Below are 21319 nucleotides of genomic sequence, written 5' to 3' on the forward strand. Positions count from 1 at the left end.
AAGATCTATTTAAGGTATGATTTACTATTCAAATTATAAACACATTTTCCAATAACGTTTTTAAAACCAACTAATTTGAGTTTTTTCATATCTGCTTTTATAATCAGCTATAATATCTTTCATATCATATAAAAGATTGTACTTTTCACACTCTTGTTTAAAAATTTTATATAAATACTCATAATTTCTTGCACTATTTACATAAGATTCTCCAAAAATATCAATGTATTTTTTATCTAAATTTTGTCTTGGAAATATTTCCCTTAATTTTTCAAAGTAATATTCTCTTTGATTTTGTCTTAAGGTAACACCTAATCCATAGGAAAATACAAATTTAGCTCCACTTTCATAAGCTGATTTTATAATATTTTTTATATTTTCTTCATTATCATTAATAAAAGGTAAAACTGGCATTAATAAAACACCAACATATATTCCATTATCTGATAGTTTCTTTATTGCTTTAAACCTATCAGAGGTAGGACATACATTCCTTTCAACTTTTTTACATAGTTCATCATCATATGTAGTTATTGTCATTTTTACCATAGTAGGTGAATGACTTTGTATCCTTTTTAATATGTCTATATCTCTAGTTACTAAATCACTTTTAGTCGCAATACATATTCCAAATCTATTCTCATCAATTAGCTTCAAAGCTTCTCTAGTTAGCATATATTTTTCTTCAAATGGATTATATGGATCGCTCATAGCACCAGTTCCTACAACCCCTTTAGTCTTTTTAGATTTAAGGTTCTTTTTTATTATTTCTGTTGAATTTTCTTTAATTCTAACCCTATCAAATTCAATGATTTGATAGCAGCTACTCCTAGAGTCACAATATATACATCCATGACAACATCCTTTATATATATTCATATTGTAATTTATTCCAAACCAATTTGGATTTTCTTTATAGCTAGAAGATATTATTGTCTTAGTTTGTATGAATTCCATAAAATTATAATTCCTCTCTTTTAGCTTTTAAGTATGTTAGCATTATTATGCCATTATATTTACATACATTTCAATATTTATTAATTTTACTTTTCTATTTGTAGATATTGTTACTATATATTAGAAGAAATATTTTATTTATGTAAATTTCTACAATAAAATAGAAACTACTTTCAAAGGTATTTGAATAATAAAAATAGAACTTAATTACGAATATTTATTTTGGAGGTATTTTATGAGAAAGAGAACAAAAGCTATGGCTATTGCTATAGCCTCAATATTTGTGCTTAGTACTGGGGGAGTAGGTTATAATTCAAAAGTATTAGCTGATAAAGGAAATAATAATAGTCCAAGAAGAATACTTTGGGAGCATGCTGGTGACTTAGAAGCTCAATTTGGACAAAGTAAAAACATAGGTACTGCTGGATTACTTATTGGTGAGTATAATGGGTATATAATTGCTGGTGGTGGAGCTAACTTTCCAGATAAGCCAGTAGCTGAAGGGGGAGCTAAAAAATCTTATCCAGATATTTATATTTTAAAAGAGGATGATGGAAAATTAAAACAAGTTAACCATACTACATTAGATTATGAAATAGCTTATGGAAGTTCTATAACTACTGATGAAGGCGTGTATTACATAGGTGGAAGTACTAATGAAGATGAAGCAGATAATGTTACTTTATTCACTGTTGATAAAAAAGGTAATCTTAAGAGTAAGTTAATAGGAGATTTACCTTTTGCAATTAGTGATGGAATTGCAGTAAAAAAAGGAAATTATATATATGTAGGACTAGGTAAACAAAAAACTGAGAAAGATGATAAATATAAATCAAGCAATAAAATGTATAAATTTAATATAAAAACAGGAGAAACAACAGAAATAGCATCTATGCCAGGAGAAGATACTAGAAATCAAGCTGTTGCTCAAATTTTAGATGATAAACTTTATGTATTTAGTGGTGGAGATACTGTTGCTTATACAGATGGCTATAGATATAACTTTAATAAAGATAAATGGGAAAGCGTTTCCGATATTGAAGTAAATAATAAAGATATTTCTTTATTAGGAGCTAGCTCTGTTAAAATTAATGATGATGAAATGCTTGTTATAGGTGGTTTTGATAAAACTGTTTATGATTATGCTGTTGATAAACTAAATTCTTTAAAAGATGATGAATTACTTGAATTTAAAAAATCATATTTTGGGGCAGATCCTTCTGAACTTAGATGGAATAAACAAATTTTAATATACAATGCTGAAGAAGATTCTTGGAGAAGTATTGGTGAAGTACCTTTTGATGCACCTTGTGGAGCTGGTGTAGTTTTAGGTAGTAAAGATAAAATTTATTCAATAAATGGAGAAATAAAACCTGGTACAAGAACTAATAGAACTTATTCTGGTACATTGTTCTATAAATAATACTGAACAATATAAAAAATATGGTGCCTGTGTTTTACAAGCGCCATATTTTTTAATTTATCTTGAAATATATAATTTTTATACTCATACATATACCATATATTAATTTAAGATTATTGATATATTAGTTCCTTAACTTCTAAATATTATATATATCAGAAAATTCTATATCACATCTCTCAATATGCTTAGATTTTCTATAAATATCATTTTTATTATTATTATTTTCTTCATTTAACTTAATAGGGATACTAAATATGAATTCTGAACCTTTATTGACTTCACTATTTACATTTATTTGTCCTCCATGTAATTCTACTAAATTTTTCACTAGTGAAAGCCCTATCCCGCTACCTTCACACTTTCTATTAAAAGATATATCTACTTGCCCAAATCTATCAAATATAACATCTAATTTATCTTTTGGTATACCTACACCGCTGTCTTTTACAGATACTATTACTTCATCTTGAGTAGAATCTATTTTAACTTTTATAAAGCCATTCTCTGGTGTATATTTTATAGCATTAGATAAAAGATTTAACATTATTCTTTCTATTTTATCTGGATCACAATATGTAATAAGTTCTTCATCGCTTGTATCAAATATAAGATTTATTTTATTATTTTTTGTATAATCAGCTACAGATAGAGTTATATCTTCAACAATATTTATAATATTTTGGTTAGAGCATCTAAGCTCATACATTCCTATATCCATTTTACTTATATCTATTAAATTGTTTACTAGTCTTAGCAATCTGTATGAATTTTGTTTTATATATTTAGTATATTTCTTTAAGCTATCTAACTGGATACTATTATTTTCTATATTTCTATTAATTACTTGCATAGTACCTAAAATAATATTTATTGGGGTTCTAAATTCATGAGATATATTTGAAAAGAATTCATTTTTGACAACTTCTAACTTTACAGCTTCTTCTAATATTCTTTTTTCTTTTTCTATTTCTAAATTTTTTGTAATATCCCTTGCTGTTGCTATATATACTTCTTCATCTCTTAGATACTCACTACTCCATTCAAGATAAATGTAGTTTCCATTCTTATGCCTGTATCTAATAATATTTCTAACAAGCTTACCTTCTATATCATCTAATTTACACTTTTCTCTGAAATTTTTTAAATCTTTTGGATGAACTATTTCTTTACATGGGATTGACAATAATTCATCTTCTGTCCACCCTAGGATATTATACCAACTAGAGCTTACTCTTTTTAAATAGCCATCTTTTCCTACTATAGCTACTAAGTCAGCTGATATATTTAAATACCTCTCTAGCTCTTTTTCTGTATATTCACGCTTTTTATTTTCAATATATACTTCTTGCAATAGTGTAAAATTTTTAATTATCATGCCTATTTTATTACATATATATTTCATATACTCATCACTATTACATTTAGGCGAATTTCCATTTTTATAACTTAAGCTTATGATTCCAATAAATTCATTATTTAACTCTATTAAATAATTTCCCAAATATCCTAAATCATCTATATCATTATAATTTAGATTTAGTAATTTATATATCTTATCTTTTGGAAATATAGAATTGAAGTAATTTCTATATTTATCTAAGTTTACTTCAGGATTTTTTATAGAAATAAAATCTAAATTATTAAGAAACGTTTTAGAATCTTTTAACTTTATATAAGGTATTAATCCTTTTTTATTTTTATCATATAATAATATAGAAATACCATCTGATTGCGTATAATCTAATATATTTTCTCCAATCTTACTTAGTATTTTAATTAATTCAATATTATCATCGCTACTACCATCAAAATCACTTTCAAATTCTGCTTTATTATAATTTTTATATAATTCTTCTGATAATATTTTTGATAAATTAATATTTTTAGTTGTAGCTACAATATATTTGAATTTTTCATTTTTATCGAATATTGGAGCTTTGTAACTATCATACCAGTAGATCTTATTTCCAAATGATAGTTTTTCATTAAATATCTTTGGACTTTTATTCTTGCAAACTTCATTATTATTTTTTTCAAGATCTTTATAATCATCATAATCCCAATGATCTCTATTATATGTTCCAATTATATCTTCTCTTTTTTTATTTAATATATTAGCAAAAGCCTTGTTAACATATAAATATTTTTCATCAGGGTCTAAGATAAATGTGCAAATATTAATATTATCTAAAAGATCCTCTAACATTTCTATTGTATATAATTTTGAATTTGCTTCTTTACCTATAATAAAAATACTTTTTTCATTTTTAAAATTCTCTATGCTTATATTGAAATTTATATTGACTACTTCATTTGACCTTGAGTAAAACTCTAAAGTTTTGTTTATTCCCTTAGAATCTTTTAGTATATTAATAAGATTATTTTTCTTAAATCGTGTTATTTTATCTATCTTTAAATTTAATACTTCCTCATTATTGTAATTTAGTCGCTTTAAAAATGACTCATTAGCAAAAATTATTTCCCCATTATAATTCAATACAACTATATAGTCACTAATTTTATTATATATATTTAACATTCTATTCACCTTTTACCCACTTAAAATGATATATTTACATGTTTTACCATAATATTGCATATGAACATTATATCATAGACAATATTTTTATACAGTATATATATTATTTAATTAAAGATTATATATTATCAAAGGGCGTAAAAATTTTTTATAAAGATTTCATTTGCTTAAAAAAAAACTAGGTCTATAAGTATTACCTGTTATTAACATTATATTTTTCTGATTAGTCTTATTTATAATCTTTATAAAAGATATTGTTAATTTATAATTATTGTATGATTGTTGTTATCTATAGTTATTAAGTTAATATAATTTCTTTAAACATAAAAAAGAGATGCCTCCCTTAATGGCTACAAAAACCATTTATTGCATCTCATCTAAAACTCACTCTCATCATCTTCATTTTCTTTGCGTCTTTTCTTTATAAATCTAGATATAAACACATTTAATTCAATTAATATAGCTGTAACAATAGCCATCCCATAATACCCCAAACCAATAGATATTCCTATTGCTGCCAAACAAAATACTATTGATGCACTAGTTAATCCTCTGACTGATTTTTCATTATCATTTCTTTGAGTAAAGATAACTCCACCACCTATAAAACCTATAGAACTTATTATTGTAGATATAAGTCTTGAAGGGTCTGCATCTGTTCCAATCGCATAGGCTGATATTATTGTTAAAAGTGTACATCCAAGAGTTAAAGTTGATAATGTTCCAAATCCAATTATTCCTCCTCTATTTCCACGTTCAAGCCCAATTATTCCGCCTATTAGTGCTGCAAGTAATAATTTAGGTATATGTTCTTGTAATAACATTAATTCTTCCATATAAGTCTCCTTTTTAATTTTATAATTTAATTCCTATTTATATTTTATGTATAATCTTATATCGTATTAATCAAATTATTTTTTGTATTTATGTATAAATTACAATTTTCCACTATAAAAATGCAGGCATCGGAATCTGCCTTTTTTGTGTAATTAATGGATTAAGTACTGCTTTGTTTACCAGTTGTTTCCTTTAAATATAATAATAAAATATTATAATAAATTTCTCAACAATTAAAAATACTTATATCCTAAGAATACAAGTACTTTTTTAATTGTTGTTATTTATCTTTATAAATTGTCTTAAATAAAAAATAATCCACTTAAGAAAGTAAATTAAATATAAAAAATATAACAGATATCTCGCAATTTATTTTTAGCTATTATATATGCAATATTACTCATATAATATTGCATATATAATTAAATTTATACTAGCATTCATAGATTATATCTTCTATTATATTATTAATTTATATTGATTCAAATGAAATTGAATCAATATAAAACTCTTGAAAACTTTTACTTTTTGATAGTTCTATATATTCGCACTTATCTACTATTTTTACTATTTCTTTTTTATTTTCTTCACTTATTAAAAAGTCTATTGCTCCCTTCCCTGCACAATTACCAATAGATTTAATCTTATTTTTAAATGCTTCTGGAATCATACCTATATTTACAGCACTTTCAACATTCATAAAATTCCCAAAACCACCACCTATATAAACATTTTCTATATCATCATAAGTAAGATTACTTTCATTTAATAACACCTCTATACCAGCATAGATAGATGCTTTTGCAAGCTGTACTTCTCTAATATCTTTTTGAGTAAATGAAATCTTCTTATCGTCATCTTGAAAAATTATAAACTCCTTTATACTCTTATCTTTATTTAACCTTTTTCTTAAGTATTCATTTTCTACTTCATCATAATCAATCATTCTTCCAGTCTCATCTATAATTTCATATTTTAATAATTCACTTGTTATATCAAGAACTGCTGACCCACAGATTCCACAAGGAGTCTCATCATTTATAGTTTCATAGATTTTATCCTTACTTAAATCAATACTACTAATAGCACCTTTTATACCACCTACACCATATTTAATATTAGTTCCTTCAAAAGCTGGACCTGCAGCAGTAGCACAAGTCAAAATTCTATCTTTGTTACCAAGAGCTATTTCACCATTAGTACCTATATCTAATAGTAAAGAATATTTATCATTTTTACTCATATTAGATGATAGTATTCCTGCACTAATATCACTTCCAACATAAGCTGATATACTCGGAGGTAGGCTTATTATTCCATTTACATTTATCCCTATATCTAAAGCACTACATTCATATTTCTCGGTAAAAGAAGGTATAAAAGGTGCTAAAGCTATATTCTTACATGGAATTTTCATTAACATATGAATCATTGTTGTATTTCCAACTACTACTATATTGTAAATTTCATTTTTATTTATATTATTTATCTTACTTATTTCATCTATCATTTCGTTTATTTGATTAATCACGCATTTATTTAATTCTTCAAGACCATTTTTATTTTCCATTGTATAGTTAATTCTAGATATAACATCACTGCCATAGGACCTTTGAGCATTTACCTTAGATAATACAGAAATTATTCTACCTTCATTTAAATCTAATAAGTATAAAGCCATAGTCGTTGTTCCTAAATCTAAGGCTATACCATATTTATATTTTTCTCTATTATTACCTTGAATGTGAAGTAATTTATTATTATACGTTGTAAAAGTTACTTTATAATTATTCTTTTCTAATATATTAGAAATACTTCCTAATGTTTTTTTATCAATGTATAAGTCTTTCATATCTAAGCTATCTTTAACTCTTTTTACATCGTCTCTTTGATCCATAAGTGATGGCTTTTCTAGCTCAAGATAAATCTTTTTTATATCTATATCTAAAGAAGTATTATTATCGTAAAGATCTGTTAAAACCTGAATATCATCTTTGCTATTAATCAATTCTATTTCAATATCATCTTCTATATTTATCATACATGATAATCTTATTCCTTTATCTAGCTCATCCTTACTTAAATGAACTTCATCACTTTTAGTAAATTTTAAATACTCTTCATTTAAAATTTTCACCTTACACTTTCCACATTTTCCTTTAGCTCCACAATTATTATTTACTTCAACGTTATTTTCTCTTAATATTTTAAGTAAATTATCATTTTTATTTGCGTATATTATTCTCTCATCCTTACCATTCTTAAGACTTATCTTCATAATAATTCCTCCAAAACTATATACTTATTAAAAGTTCTTTATAGTTAAAAATCCTCTCCCACTATATAAATGAGAAAGGATTTTTAGCATTATTTAATTACAAAGCAAGATGTATATGCAATTTTATTTGGTCCGTAATAGTATTTAATTTTATTATCTTTACAAATATCACTAACTAACATACCATAAGATTCCATGGAAGATATGCACTTTTGAGGAAATCTGCATGGTTCATCTGGATACGTACACTTTAAACAAATTGTACAACATCCACTTCCAAAAGCCATTGCATCCTTATATTCCTTTTTAATTACTTGATAAAATTTAATAAAATTATTTTTATGTCTTTTCTCAACTTCTATCATATTTTCAAAATCCAGGAAATCTTCAATTTCTCCTATAGTTTGAACTATTACTCCTTTAGAGTAATTAGCTAACTTTTTTCTTGCCTCTTCTAAAGTTCCGCATCCTGGTGGGCATGACCAATTTGTATTATATTTACTACATTTATTTTCTTTGCACATATTTCTTACTTCATCCATTAAATTAATATTAGAAACATTTAAATAGCCAACCACATCAAATCCATACAATTTTGCTCTTCCTATAACTTTATTTATATCATTCATAAATCTTATATGCTTGCACTTGATAATACAAATTGTTTAGCTACTTGTGCTGCTGAGGCTGCATCTTCAGTATAAGCATCTGCACCAATTTCATCTGCAAATGATTGTGTTATTGGAGCTCCTCCTACCATTACTTTAATACGGCTTCTTAATTCACATTCATTAAGAGCTGATACAGTATCTTTTAAAGCTGGCATTGTAGTAGTTAAAAGAGCAGACGCTCCAACTATTTTTACATCTGGATTTTCAATTAGTGTAGATACAAACTTCTCAGCAGGTACGTCTACGCCTAAATCTATAACCTCAAATCCAGTACTTTCCATCATCATTATTACTAAGTTTTTACCTATATCATGTAAATCTCCTGCTACAGTTCCCATTATTATTTTTCCTATAGATGTTGAATTATCTCCTGCTAAATATGGTTTTAAAACTTCCACACCTTTTTTCATTGCACGTGCAGCAACTAACATTTCAGGTACGAATATCTCATTTTTAGTAAACTTATCTCCAACTATACTCATTGCATCTATCATACCTTTATTTAATATATCAGCAGGTTCACACCCAGCATCTAATGCTTGTTTAACTAACTCCCCTATTTTTTTAGATTTTCCACCTTGTACAGCTTTAGATACAGCTTCTATACTTGACATACTAACCCCTCCATTTATTTTAATAACCCTTTTATACTTTAAATAATTTTATTACACTACATAACTAACAAATTTAATTTTATTTTTTAACGTTCCCTATTAGCCCTTCTCTATATGCTCCTATATATTCTAAACAAAATTCATCTTCTTCTAATAATGCTTCTGTAGCATATATCATACCTAACATATCTCTGTTAGTAGGGTCTACTATTGCACAGTCCATACCAGCATTTCTTGCTAATACCATAAAAGCTTGGTTTATAAGTTTTCTTGCAGGTAGACCAAAAGATATATTACTAAGTCCACTAGTTATATGAATTGTTGGATATTCCTTTTTAATTCTTCTACAACATTCTGCAAAAGTAGTAAGTGCTGTTTCGTCAGTTCCAAGAGTTACTACAAGTGGGTCTATATGAATTCTAGATGGGTCTATATTGTACTCTTTAGCCTTAGCCATTATACCTTCAAATACTTCCATTCTTCTTTCTACAGAATTTGGGATTCCTTTATCATCACAAAGTAAAGCTATGCACTCCCATTTAGTATCAGCTATAACAGGAAATACAACATCTATTTTATCCCCCTCTAAAGAAACTGAGTTTATTACTCCTTCTTTCTTACAAAATGGAATAGCAGCTATGCAGGAGCGTGGACTTGGGGAATCTATGCAAATTGGTATATCAGTAGTTTCTTGTACTAGATCTATCATCCATTTTAAAGTATCGACTTCTATATTTTCTGGTACAGATGCACATATATCAATATATGTTGCGTTAGCATCAGCTTGTATTTTGGCTCTATTTTTTATAAATTCTGCATCTTTATTTGCAATAGCTTCCCCTACTACTGGGATTGATCCGTTTAATTTTTCTCCTATTATTATCATCTTATTCCCCCCTAACTAGATTATTCTCCACAATAGAATTTACGAGATTCTCTGTATATAATTTCTTGCCCCTTTAAATATCTTTCTTGATTACTTTCACGATACCACATTACATATCTTCCATCTTTACCAAATTCCTTTATTCTATCTACTAATGCTTTTTCATATTCTTCATCAGATAATACACCGTCAGGATCTGGTGAAAATGCACTTATTTGAGGTAATACATCGCCATATTTTTCTAATAAAGCTAATTTATCATTACAACAGTCTTGACCTTCCCAAAAATCAAATCCTGCTTTTATAAAGTTTTCTATTTGATTTGAAACAGATCCACATGAATGGAAACTTACTAATAATCCCATCTTATGAGCTGCATCTACCATTTTTTTATAGTGAGGTAACATTACTTCTTCAAATGTTGCTGGTGAGAAGAAAGAGCTTCTTTGTGTTCCCATATCATCATGGAAAATAATTATATCAGCATGATAAATATCTTTAGCTATTTTAAATAGCTCTATATGCCAATCTGCTAATCTATCATAGAATTTTTCTAGTACCTCTTCTTCTTCTAATAAATAACAGAAAGTATCTTCAAAGCTTGTTAAGTCTGCAGTTCTCTCAAATAGTCCATTAACTATTGTAAACATAGTCGCTCTTGTAGGATCTAACTTTCCTTTATAGTTCTCATCATAATCTTTTTTCCAATCTATATCATTTAAGTCAGGGAACTCTAATTCTTCTTCCCATTTAGTAATATCACTAAGTCTTCTAGTTCCTGGCTTAACCATAGCTGCATTTATATTTGCTTCATACTCCCATTCAATTCCAAACCAGTCTTTTCCACCTTTCCATCTAGCTAAAGCATCTGGCATAGCAAGTGGTTGAATAAAATTTATATCACCACCCATAACTGGCATCCATAAAGGTTTTTCATTTCTAACTATTTTAAATAAATTTTCTTTTTCACTTATAGGTGTATCAAATTTATAAGTTTGTATTTCTACACCTCCATAAGGTGGTGGAACTATATTGTTTAATTTTTTATTTTCAACTTCTCTTTTATTAAAAGCATACTCACTAACTATTTTAGAACTCATAATATTTTCCTCCTTAATATATATATATAAATTAAATATTTTTTGCTCTTTCTTGTAATTCTTTTTCCATCTTAGTTACATCGCTATCTTTAATTTTATAAGCAAGTAAAGGAATAGCTGATACTACTAGGAAAGATATAGGAACTATTAAAAACAATATCTTTATGCCACCTTGAATAGAATCAGTAATTAAACCATCTGGATTATAAGATATTGCTGCTAATACAGCTGGTATTACTACTCCTCTAACTGCTATAGATATTTTTATAGCTAAAGAGCTAAAAGACATTATTACCGCTTTAGTATTTTTACCTGTTTTATACTCACTGTAAGTACCACAATTTGAATAAAGACTTGTAGTATTTCCATAAGCAATACCAAAGAATATTTGACCAACACCTAATAATGCTGTTACTATGAATTTATTTGCTGGTATAAAGTATATTATTACTAATGATGCAGCAAAACCTAAAACTCCTAATAAGTTTGTGTATTTACTTCCTATCTTAGAAACAACATTTTTTGAGTATAATGATCCTATTAATGCTCCTATATTAAATACTACTAATATTAATGATACAGATCCTGGATCTTCTAGTACTACCTTTGCATAGTAGGCAACTGACGCCATCAAAGTATAATAGCCTATTAACTTTAGAAAATCATACATAAGTACAAATAGTAACTGTGGGTTTTTAGTAATGCTTTTTGCCATATCTTTAAAAGTAACTCTCTTAGTACTTGATTTTTTATTATTATCTTCAAGTTGTAAGTCATATCCTTTTGTAATTATATAGTGTGTTATATAACAAATTGTAAATGTTAGAGATGCTACTAATGCTGTTAATGTATACACTATTACTCCTGTTGATGATGAGAATATTCCAAGGAAGAATATATTAAGAACTGGAACTAAATAAGAAGCTATTATTTTACCGGCTGAAGAACCTGCTGAAATTCTACCTGATAAAAATGCTCTCTCATCTGCATCATCTGATAAAACACCAACTAGAGTTCTATTTGCTGTCCAACATATATTCCATATTGCATGACTTAGAATATATCCTGTTCCACATAATAATGCTGCTGTTGTATCGTTACCTATTTTTGTAAACATAAGTACAAATAAAGCTACGATAAAAGGTGGACAGTAAATCAACCAGGGTCTATATTTTCCGTTTTTAAAGTTAACTTTATCAATTATAACTCCTGCAAGCATAGCTGTAATTGCATCTGTAATTCCAGCAATAGATATTATGACTGCTGTAAGTCCTAGAGGAAGTTTAGCTACATCAGTTAGAAAGATTACAAAGAATGCAGTTTCAACAGTACTCATAAAAGAAAATCCAACTTCACTTATTCCCCAAAAGTTCCTTATCTTTTTATTTATTTTCTTCATATATTCACCTCTTTATGATTATTTTATATTTCTTAGCTTTTTAAATGTCCTTATATATCTAAAGTATAGAATCTAATATTTGTATACACAACGTAAGTATATCCAAATAATTTCTATTTTTTTTATAAGTTTTTCTATTAATTTATTGTTTAAATACCACAAATTCTTTTTAGTTTTTCTCAAACTCAAACAAGAATATTTTTATACTTTCTTAAAATATAAGTTTATTATTTTTCAACAAGTAATAAATCTGAAATTATGATAGAATTATAAAAAGGAAACTTTTATTTAGGAGGTGAGATTTATTTGGCCACAATAGATGAAATCAAAAATAAATTATCGTCTTACAATATAAGTTCATCTATACATGAAAATTGCGAGCTAATTGATTTTAGATATTTATCAAAAAAAATTTCAAATTTTAATCCTTACCGTCTTTATATTTTTAAAGCTAGTAATTTTCCTGATGAAATTATAACTCATCATAGAATAAATTTTTTGATTATTAAAGACACAACAATACCTGATTTTATAATAAATAACAATTCAAAAAATAGTCATAATTATATAATCTTAAATGATAATAACTTACCTATTTATAAATTAATTTATATTATTCAAGATACTTTTGACATAAATACATCTTTGCTTGCTTTTCAAAAAGATATTATCAATGCCATAGGTAGTTCTAAATCAATAGATGAAATTATCAAATTAAGCTTTAGTTATTTAAAAAATCCTATTATACTTTTAAATTCTATGTATCATACTTGCTCCTATTATATTGGAGATACTATTATAGACGATCCATCTTGGAAATATCAATTAGAAATAGGTATTCCTCATCCTACGTACTCTTTACTTTACAATCAAAATACAGATAATCGTAAACTAGGAGAAAGTAATGACGAAATTATTACTACTTTTTTTCCTGAAGTAATGAAATGTAAAGAAATCACAATACCTATCACACACAATAATTTTACAATTGCTAGAATTAGCATCTTAGAGTGTAATAAAATATTAAATTCATCAGATTTAGAAATAGTAAAAACTCTTGGAAAATTAATCTATCCTTTGTTACTTCTAGATAAACGTTTTCCTTCCCAAAACTATTCTGATTTTGATTCAATAATAACCTATTTACTTAGAACTAATAATCCTAATAAAGTTTTGGTAATGAATTCTTTATCCTCACTAAACATTAATTACTCAAATAATATGTATCTTCTTGTACTAAAAGATAATGATAATGTAAATTCAAAAACAAAAATGGCTTATATTAAACAATATATTTCATCCTTATTTCCTAATAGTATAGTTACTATTTTTAAAAATGATATCGTAGTTATATTTAATAATAAAAATTCCTATGAAAGATTTTCTAGCATAAAAATCTTTGATGACTTTGTTAATGCAGTAGAAAACTATACCTTGAAAGTTGGCGTTAGCAAATTATTCAATGATTTTTTAAATTTAAAAAATGCTTATGAGCAAGCTCTTAAATCTATTTATTTTGGAAAAATATTAGAGGATAAAGATGAATCTATCTACTATTTTGATAATTATGTTATTTTTAATTTAGTACACTCATTTTTAGATAAAGAAGATTTAAATAATATATTAGATTCAAAGCTAAAAAAATTAATCTTAGATAATAATAATGATTTGTATTATACTCTAAATTCTTATATTCAATGTGAAGGTGACATAAAGCAAACAGCTTTCAAGCTAAATATACACTACAATACTCTAAAATATAGACTTCAAAAAATAGAAGATCTATATAATATGGATTTAAATGATACAAATTACTTAGTTAAACTAAAGCTCTGTTTTATAGCACTAGCAACAAAAAAATTAGGAGGTTTTGGTGATGTCCACAACTATTAAAGAAATAGGTAGATTACTCTCAAAGTATAAGCCTAAAGTTTCAATTCAAGAAAACCTAACTATATCTAATTATTATTATTTACATAGATACTTCAAAGATTTTAATTCAAATTGCTTATATGTTTGTAAATCCTCGCAATTACCAAAAGAAATAAATAATATCAACATAACTAATCTGCTAATAATATTAGATACTCCTCTTCCTACTTATTTGCAATCTTGGGACAAATATAACCTAATTTTATTAGAAAAAAATAAATGTAGTATTTATTCACTCTTAGAAAAACTACAAGATTTAATATGTATGGATTCAATTTTAAATCATATGACAAAAAATTTAATAGAATTTATATCTAAAAATGTCTCCTTAGATGATTTACTTAAAATTGCTTATCAATACTTAGAAAATCCTATTATAATTGTAAATTCATGTAATCATGTATGTGCTTCTTTTATAGGAGATTCTGATATAAATGAGCCTATCTGGGATGAACATATAACTAAAGGCTATGCAGATGCAAATTATATAAAAAGTATTTACTATGATTTAAACTTTAGACAATCAATTTCTTTTTTTAATCAACCTATAATAGTTGACTATCATGATACTATGAATCATAGAATGTTAATTTCATCATTAATGAAAGAAAAATTTAATATAGCACATATCTATGTATTAGAAGTAAATAAACCTTTTTCTAAAATTGATATTGAAATATTAAATATTCTTGATAAACTACTGCTTCCTATAGTTCTTCGTAATTCTGAATTTCTACTTACAAATAATACTGTATTTGATTCTCTTTTTTACTACCTCATCGATCATGAAAACTTTGATAAGGATTATGTTGATAGCTATGTAGAAACCTTTAATTTAGATTTAAGCGATAATTTATTCCTCATATATATAGAAGATTTAAAAGACATAAATTCCTTTGAAAAGTTAAAATATCTAAACAGTTTATTGAGTCATATTTTTTATAATCATTATATTTATTTTTATAAAAACAAAATTTATATTCTTTACAGAGGAGGTAAAGATTTTAAGGATGATGAGAAAAACTTCTTTATTGAATTTTTGAAAAAAAATAATTTAAAGGCTGGCATTAGTCAGTGTTTTTCTTCTTTAAAAGAATTTAAAAATGCAAGTTTACAAGGAAGTAAAGCTATTTTTCTTGGAAGTAAAATAGATTATAATGAATATATTTATTACTTCAGTGAATATATAGTAGATAATTTAGTTTTTTCTTTTATTAGTCATTTTAATATGGATGATTTAATTGATATAAGTTTAATGAATTTTATTAATGAAAATAACAAAGAATCTGTTGATACATTGAGAGTATATTGCTCAAATAATGGAGATATGCAAAAGACATCAAATGAACTACATATACATTATAATACTTTAAAGTATAGGCTCCAAAAAATAAGAGATTTGTATTGTTTTGACATATTCGATACTAATTTTATTATCAAACTTAAATTATCTCTCTTAGCTCTAAATTTTCTCTAAATTTTATATACTTATCTATAAACTTTATAAATTTGTACATAAACTTTTTATTAAAGACAATCATATTATTGAAAAGCAACATATGCCACTTACATCCGATTATATTTTTGAACTTTCTTAGAAGACTGACTTTTAATATTTATTATAATAAAAACTGTAGGTATATTTAATATTAAATATACCTACAGTTTTCTTTCAACAAGTTTTATTAAATAAAGATCCACAGTTATTGTGATAAATTATTCTGTCTTTTTTATCAATACTTTACTTTTTAATCTTTATTTCTATTGATGTTTTTGTATCTTTATCTATTGTTGTTACCTGATTAAATACATTTATTATTTCCAATTCTTCATTAGATTTTACAACTAATTTATACTTACCAACTTTAATTCCTTTAGGTATAGTTCCTGCAAATATAGCTTCATTTGCATTATTATACCCAATCATATTAAGTTCTACTTCTTTATTTTTAATCTTAACCTTTATGGTTCTATCCCCTATTATGCTTACATTTTGATCAAACTTTAATTTTAATTTTAATTCATCTCCAGGATGATAGGATTTCTTTTTATCTAAAATAGTTACTTCTTCTAATTGGGCAGATGTTGATTCTTTATCCATACTAAATTTTAAATAATCTAAGTTCATCTCAGTATAAGACATTTCTTTTACATCTGTACCTTCATAGAATAACCCTATATTTCCATTTGGAAGTTCTGTTAAGCATGAATATGCAAAATATCCTGGCTTCACTAATTTACTGTACTTCCATTCAAATTCGTATTTAGGTTCTCCATTATCATAAGTTCCATTTTGTGATATTAGACCAATTCTTACAGTACCATTAGATCTATTACTTGCATTTGGATTTGAGAATATTACTGCTGGTTTACCATCTATCTCTTGACTATAGTTTATAACACTTAATTGACAGTATGGTTCTCTTAAATTAGTATCTTGAACAACATCATCTTCCCATGTTTCTCCCCCATCAAAACTAGTTGCTATTCTTACATAGCTTCCTGTGTTTCTCATAAACATTTTTAACTGACCATTAGGCATTTCTACAACTTGACATTCTGTTAATTGTTCCCCTGATTGTTGAGTTTGAGCATTACCTATTTGACCATTCCCCATATCTCTTCCATCAGTTGCAGTTTCCCCTATATTCCATGTTTTACCATTATCATCACTATATATTGCCCCACTTGATTGGAATCCATTTGAATTAGTTAAGTATATTGGAAATACTAATCTACCTGAATACTCTCCATTTTTTATTTGATGGCCTCTACCTGGGCCTGTACCTAAAAATCTCATCCAGTCTAATTTAACATCTTTGTTAAGATCTCTAGGTTTACTCCAAGTTTTTCCATCATCGTCACTGTATATTAATGATAAGAAACTTGTTCCCATAACCTTAAGCGGACTTGTACTTGTCAATACATTATCTATCTTCTCTCCATTTTTATATAAGTTTTGATCTTCATCGATGCTATACTCAGTTATACCTCCATTACTATCATATACATTACCTTCTTCTCTAACTGTATATTCATTATTACTTGAATCAAATAATTGAAGATATTTAACTCCATCTATTTCTTTATATCCACTTCCAGTTTTAGAGTTTGGGAATCCATATCCTGATGCAAAATGTGTTACCAAAAGATATATTCTTCCAGTCTGTTCATCTTGTAACATAGCAGTATCTATTGCAGATGATTTATCTGGATAGTCTAATATTATTTGACCCTCGTCCCAAGTTTTTCCACCATCTTCACTTCTTTTTATAGCTGTATCTATATTATTTGGAGCATCTGCACCATTATCTATTCTAGCATCTATTGATGCCAATACTGTTCCTGATTTAGTAGTAAATAATGCTGGTATTCTATATGCATTTGAATTTAATAATCCTGGAGCAAATAAATCTTGTTTATCTGATTTATATGCACTTTCAGGTAAAAAATCATCTTCTGAAGGTGTTTTTGTTTCTGCTGTCTTATCAAGAAGATAAGATTCTGAAAGTGGATTAGCATATATATCAATAAAATCTATATCTCCATTGAATATATATTGATTTCCACTTAGCCTAGGTGTCTTTCCTATAAATACGGAATTAAGATCTACTATATCATTTAAAAATTTTGTATCGTTAGTAATCTCTTTCTTGACTAATTTCCCATTTAAATATATAGCGTAAGACTTATCTTTTTCTACTTTAAATGCAACAGTATTAAATCCTTCATTTAAAGCTATATCTGCATAAATATGCTTATTTAATGTCTTACTTTCATCTCTTATTTCAACACCTACTCTACTACCTGATTTATATAAATGAAAATGTGTATTATTTTGATTTTTATTTGATATGCCAATTAAACTTGATATGTCATTATTATTTCCTTTAAATCTTACTACAATAGTTCCTTCTTCTAAACTTTTTAAATTTTCAATTTGATCAGATATATCTACTATATCTGAAGTTGAATTTACTCTTATGTTTTCATATGATATTATTTTTTCTTCATTCTCACTATTTATATCGCTATTTTCAACTACAGATACTAATGAATCTTCTGATAAATTTGCAGCTAATACTATAGAAGAAGCATTGCTTATTATTAAAGCTGAGACCATACCCGCTACAACCGTTTTCCTCATTGTTTCAAAATCCCCCTATTTATCCTTTAGTAGCATTTTTGATAACTCTCTAGTGCTATAAACTAGGTTCTACAATTAGTATTATATTCCTTTTTATTTTTCAAAATATACAAAGAAAAAGATAATCAATGTTTAATAAAAAACTCTATTTTAGAATATAAACTAATATAGAGTTTTTTATTTATTAAATTTTAAGCTATCCTCTTTTGTTAATTTCGTTTGTTAAAAAAGATTTTGAAATATGCATAGCCTTTATTATTTTCTTAAGGCGAGTGTGAGTAGATGTTCCTTCTACTGACTTTAGATATGCTTTTTCACATTTGTTAATAACTGAAATTACTGGAGGCATGGCTTTTTCTAATTCTTCTTTTGTATATTTATCAAGAATATTTTCACCTGTTATTAATGATTTTGAAATATACATAGATTTTATTCTATTTTTAAGAAGTGTATGCTGAGATGTTCCCTCCTCAAATTTTTGATACATTTTTTCACAGTTTTTTATAGTTGAGGATACAATTTGTAGCGCTTCTTTTATTTCTTCGTTTGTGTATTTATTCATAGTCTTTTACCTCAGATTATTAATTATTATATATATTTTTTTCTTTCTAATTATATAACAATTTCAATTATAAATGTAAAAAACTACATCTCCCAATATTAATTAGGATTGTAGCTTCTTTTACTATCATATTATTAATCATTTAAAATTGATGATATATTTAATAAATCTAGTAGTAAGTTAATAAAATCTAAATAAAGATTTAAAACGTGTATAGATAGGTCATTTTTTTCTTTTATATCACCATTCTCTATTTCATACTTTATTAGGCTTATATCGTAAAGAACATATCCAGAGAATATTACTACACCTATTATACTTACTACTATACTAAGTGCATTTCCTCCTATAAATATATTAATTATTGATGCTATTAGTATACCTATAAGCCCTGCAAATAATATATTCCCTAAACCTAGATAATATCCTGCATCTTTTCTACTTGCTAATTTTGCTAATACTGTAAATAGAACTATTGTTGCAACTAATATTGATATAAATACATCTTTTCCTAAATCTTGTAAATAGTATTGTAGCAATGGATATATGATAATACCATCAATAAAAGTAAACATATAAACAAAATTCATAGAAAAACTTCTTGGTATTATATTTTTTCTAGAGAATATAGACATTATCAAAAGTCCTATTACTAGTAAAATAAATATTTTATTTGCATAGTATGCAAAACTAATTGGTACAAACATTTGCCCAAATATAAAACCTATAAACATAAATAATATAGATATAGCTAAATATTTAAAAATTTCTGACATAGGATTCTCTATACTTTTATACATAATTATTCCTCACCCTCTTTATATATAGTAATAATTATCTTTATTTTACATTATAGATATTATCTATTAAAGTTACATTTTGTTAACAAATGGAATAGTAATTGTGTTATATATACTTTTTTATATTCCTCCTTAGGTTTAAAAATAAAAAAGCTACTCAAAAGAGTAGCTTTTAATTTATCCTTTACAATCTATACGTCTGATACATTTCTTCTCAAGTTGATATATTTATTTTTAATATACAAATTTATATTATATTAAAAATTAAATGTTCCAAATTTTCCCGAATTATAGTCTTCATAAGCTTCGATTATTTCTTGTCTAGTATTCATTACAAATGGTCCATGCGCTACAATTGGTTCATTTAATGGTTCCCCACTTAAAACAATTACTAAAGATTTTTCACTAATTGATTCTAGTATAATATCTCCTTCTACATTATCAAATAATATAAAGTCATTTTCTTTATATACAGAATCATCGTTTATTTTAACCTCTCCACTAATTACCAACATTCCTGTATTGAAATTACTTGGTTCATTTAATGATACTCTTGCATTATTTTTAAGATCTACATTGTATATATTTATTTTAGAAAAAGTATCAGCAGGCCCTCTTGCTCCTTTTACCTCTCCTGCTATAACTCTTATTTCTCCTGCATCGTTATCCAGTTTGTAAGTAGCTATGTTTTCTTTAGAAATTGGTTGATACTTTGGATTTGTCATCTTGTATTTACTTGGTAGATTGACCCAAAGCTGTACCATGTGAAGCACTCCCCCATTTTTTGAAAATTCCTCTTCATGATATTCTTTGTGAAGAACTCCACTTCCTGCTGTCATCCACTGTACGTCTCCAGGTCCTATAACTCCATGATTTCCATTGTTATCATGATGCTCAACCTTACCATCATAAGCAATTGTCACTGTTTCAAATCCTCTATGTGGATGTGCTCCTACACCTCGTCTTAATTCTGAAGGTTCAAAATAATGTGGTTTATTATAATCTAATAAAATAAATGGTGAAAAACGCTCTAGTAAGTTTTTACCTGCTGGAAAATACTGACTAACTCTAAATCCATCTCCTACAAAATGTGGATTAGGTCCTCTAAACACTGTCTCTATACTTCTTAATTTACTCATAATTTACCTCCTTTTAATCTTATCTATTTACA

The 21319-nt window shown here is 26.3% G+C and carries 16 protein-coding genes; 3 read left to right on the forward strand and 13 right to left on the reverse strand.

Features of this window, described 5'->3' with window-relative positions:
• Nucleotides 1-60: 60 nt before the first annotated feature.
• Entirely contained in the window at nucleotides 61-957 is an 897-nt protein-coding gene (locus HF520_RS08155) for an SPL family radical SAM protein (RefSeq protein WP_168573551.1), read from the reverse strand.
• Nucleotides 958-1192: 235 nt separating this feature from the next.
• On the opposite strand from HF520_RS08155, the gene HF520_RS08160 reads away from it, so the two are divergent.
• A complete protein-coding gene (locus HF520_RS08160) occupies nucleotides 1193-2380 on the forward strand; it encodes a cyclically-permuted mutarotase family protein (RefSeq protein ID WP_243155128.1) in 1188 nt (395 codons plus the stop codon).
• Between the two features lie 139 nt (nucleotides 2381-2519).
• Here the strand turns inward: HF520_RS08160 and HF520_RS08165 are convergent, their stop codons facing one another.
• The 8 genes from HF520_RS08165 to HF520_RS08200 all read right to left on the reverse strand — a co-directional run bounded on the left by HF520_RS08165 (nucleotide 2520) and on the right by HF520_RS08200 (nucleotide 12707).
• Nucleotides 2520-4922: an ATP-binding protein gene (locus HF520_RS08165; RefSeq protein ID WP_168573552.1), complete on the reverse strand. Its 2403-nt coding sequence runs from the start codon at nucleotides 4920-4922 to the stop codon at nucleotides 2520-2522.
• Between the two features lie 377 nt (nucleotides 4923-5299).
• Nucleotides 5300-5758, reverse strand: a complete 459-nt coding sequence (locus HF520_RS08170) for an MgtC/SapB family protein (protein WP_168573553.1) — start codon at nucleotides 5756-5758, stop codon at nucleotides 5300-5302.
• A 473-nt stretch (nucleotides 5759-6231) separates the two neighbouring features.
• Nucleotides 6232-8037: an ASKHA domain-containing protein gene (locus HF520_RS08175; RefSeq protein WP_168573554.1), complete on the reverse strand. Its 1806-nt coding sequence runs from the start codon at nucleotides 8035-8037 to the stop codon at nucleotides 6232-6234.
• A gap of 89 nt (nucleotides 8038-8126) precedes the next feature.
• On the reverse strand, nucleotides 8127-8666 hold the full coding sequence (locus HF520_RS08180) for a DUF2284 domain-containing protein (protein WP_168573555.1): 540 nt from the start codon (nucleotides 8664-8666) through the stop codon (nucleotides 8127-8129).
• Between the two features lie 5 nt (nucleotides 8667-8671).
• Entirely contained in the window at nucleotides 8672-9322 is a 651-nt protein-coding gene (locus tag HF520_RS08185; RefSeq protein ID WP_168573556.1) for a corrinoid protein, read from the reverse strand.
• A 79-nt stretch (nucleotides 9323-9401) separates the two neighbouring features.
• The gene (locus HF520_RS08190) at nucleotides 9402-10208 is read right to left on the reverse strand and encodes a methyltetrahydrofolate cobalamin methyltransferase (RefSeq protein ID WP_168573557.1); all 807 of its coding nucleotides are present in this window, start codon (nucleotides 10206-10208) and stop codon (nucleotides 9402-9404) included.
• 20 nt (nucleotides 10209-10228) lie between these two features.
• Complete coding sequence (locus HF520_RS08195) at nucleotides 10229-11308, reverse strand: uroporphyrinogen decarboxylase family protein (protein WP_168573558.1); 1080 nt, start codon at nucleotides 11306-11308, stop codon at nucleotides 10229-10231.
• 31 nt (nucleotides 11309-11339) lie between these two features.
• Nucleotides 11340-12707: an MFS transporter gene (locus tag HF520_RS08200; protein ID WP_168573559.1), complete on the reverse strand. Its 1368-nt coding sequence runs from the start codon at nucleotides 12705-12707 to the stop codon at nucleotides 11340-11342.
• A gap of 306 nt (nucleotides 12708-13013) precedes the next feature.
• Here HF520_RS08200 and HF520_RS08205 point away from each other — a divergent pair, with 306 nt between their 5' ends.
• Both HF520_RS08205 and HF520_RS08210 read left to right on the forward strand, forming a co-directional pair.
• Nucleotides 13014-14600, forward strand: coding sequence for a PucR family transcriptional regulator (locus HF520_RS08205; RefSeq protein ID WP_168573560.1), 1587 nt, complete (start codon nucleotides 13014-13016; stop codon nucleotides 14598-14600).
• Entirely contained in the window at nucleotides 14584-16116 is a 1533-nt protein-coding gene (locus HF520_RS08210) for a PucR family transcriptional regulator (RefSeq protein WP_168573561.1), read from the forward strand. Before HF520_RS08205 ends, HF520_RS08210 begins: the two co-directional genes overlap by 17 nt.
• Nucleotides 16117-16380: 264 nt before the next feature.
• Here the strand turns inward: HF520_RS08210 and HF520_RS08215 are convergent, their stop codons facing one another.
• The 4 genes from HF520_RS08215 to HF520_RS08230 form a co-directional block, all read right to left on the reverse strand.
• Complete coding sequence (locus tag HF520_RS08215) at nucleotides 16381-18786, reverse strand: sialidase family protein (RefSeq protein ID WP_168573562.1); 2406 nt, start codon at nucleotides 18784-18786, stop codon at nucleotides 16381-16383.
• A gap of 196 nt (nucleotides 18787-18982) precedes the next feature.
• On the reverse strand, nucleotides 18983-19348 hold the full coding sequence (locus HF520_RS08220; protein ID WP_168573563.1) for a hypothetical protein: 366 nt from the start codon (nucleotides 19346-19348) through the stop codon (nucleotides 18983-18985).
• 134 nt (nucleotides 19349-19482) lie between these two features.
• Entirely contained in the window at nucleotides 19483-20148 is a 666-nt protein-coding gene (locus tag HF520_RS08225; protein WP_168573564.1) for a Bax inhibitor-1/YccA family protein, read from the reverse strand.
• 257 nt (nucleotides 20149-20405) lie between these two features.
• A complete protein-coding gene (locus tag HF520_RS08230) occupies nucleotides 20406-21287 on the reverse strand; it encodes a pirin family protein (protein WP_168573565.1) in 882 nt (293 codons plus the stop codon).
• Nucleotides 21288-21319: the final 32 nt, after the last annotated feature.

The sequence above is a fragment of the Romboutsia sp. CE17 genome, assembly GCF_012317385.1.
In the GTDB taxonomy this organism is placed as follows: domain Bacteria; phylum Bacillota; class Clostridia; order Peptostreptococcales; family Peptostreptococcaceae; genus Romboutsia_E.

What these genes read in the sequence shown, in the direction of transcription:
- HF520_RS08155 (WP_168573551.1), bottom strand. Translation starts at nt 957, where the DNA reads ATGGAATTCATACAAACTAAGACAATAATATCTTCTAGCTATAAAGAA.
- HF520_RS08160 (WP_243155128.1), top strand. Translation starts at nt 1,193, where the DNA reads ATGAGAAAGAGAACAAAAGCTATGGCTATTGCTATAGCCTCAATATTT.
- HF520_RS08165 (WP_168573552.1), bottom strand. Translation starts at nt 4,922, where the DNA reads ATGTTAAATATATATAATAAAATTAGTGACTATATAGTTGTATTGAAT.
- HF520_RS08170 (WP_168573553.1), bottom strand. Translation starts at nt 5,758, where the DNA reads ATGGAAGAATTAATGTTATTACAAGAACATATACCTAAATTATTACTT.
- HF520_RS08175 (WP_168573554.1), bottom strand. Translation starts at nt 8,037, where the DNA reads ATGAAGATAAGTCTTAAGAATGGTAAGGATGAGAGAATAATATACGCA.
- HF520_RS08180 (WP_168573555.1), bottom strand. Translation starts at nt 8,666, where the DNA reads ATGAATGATATAAATAAAGTTATAGGAAGAGCAAAATTGTATGGATTT.
- HF520_RS08185 (WP_168573556.1), bottom strand. Translation starts at nt 9,322, where the DNA reads ATGTCAAGTATAGAAGCTGTATCTAAAGCTGTACAAGGTGGAAAATCT.
- HF520_RS08190 (WP_168573557.1), bottom strand. Translation starts at nt 10,208, where the DNA reads ATGATAATAATAGGAGAAAAATTAAACGGATCAATCCCAGTAGTAGGG.
- HF520_RS08195 (WP_168573558.1), bottom strand. Translation starts at nt 11,308, where the DNA reads ATGAGTTCTAAAATAGTTAGTGAGTATGCTTTTAATAAAAGAGAAGTT.
- HF520_RS08200 (WP_168573559.1), bottom strand. Translation starts at nt 12,707, where the DNA reads ATGAAGAAAATAAATAAAAAGATAAGGAACTTTTGGGGAATAAGTGAA.
- HF520_RS08210 (WP_168573561.1), top strand. Translation starts at nt 14,584, where the DNA reads ATGTCCACAACTATTAAAGAAATAGGTAGATTACTCTCAAAGTATAAG.
- HF520_RS08215 (WP_168573562.1), bottom strand. Translation starts at nt 18,786, where the DNA reads ATGAGGAAAACGGTTGTAGCGGGTATGGTCTCAGCTTTAATAATAAGC.
- HF520_RS08220 (WP_168573563.1), bottom strand. Translation starts at nt 19,348, where the DNA reads ATGAATAAATACACAAACGAAGAAATAAAAGAAGCGCTACAAATTGTA.
- HF520_RS08225 (WP_168573564.1), bottom strand. Translation starts at nt 20,148, where the DNA reads ATGTATAAAAGTATAGAGAATCCTATGTCAGAAATTTTTAAATATTTA.
- HF520_RS08230 (WP_168573565.1), bottom strand. Translation starts at nt 21,287, where the DNA reads ATGAGTAAATTAAGAAGTATAGAGACAGTGTTTAGAGGACCTAATCCA.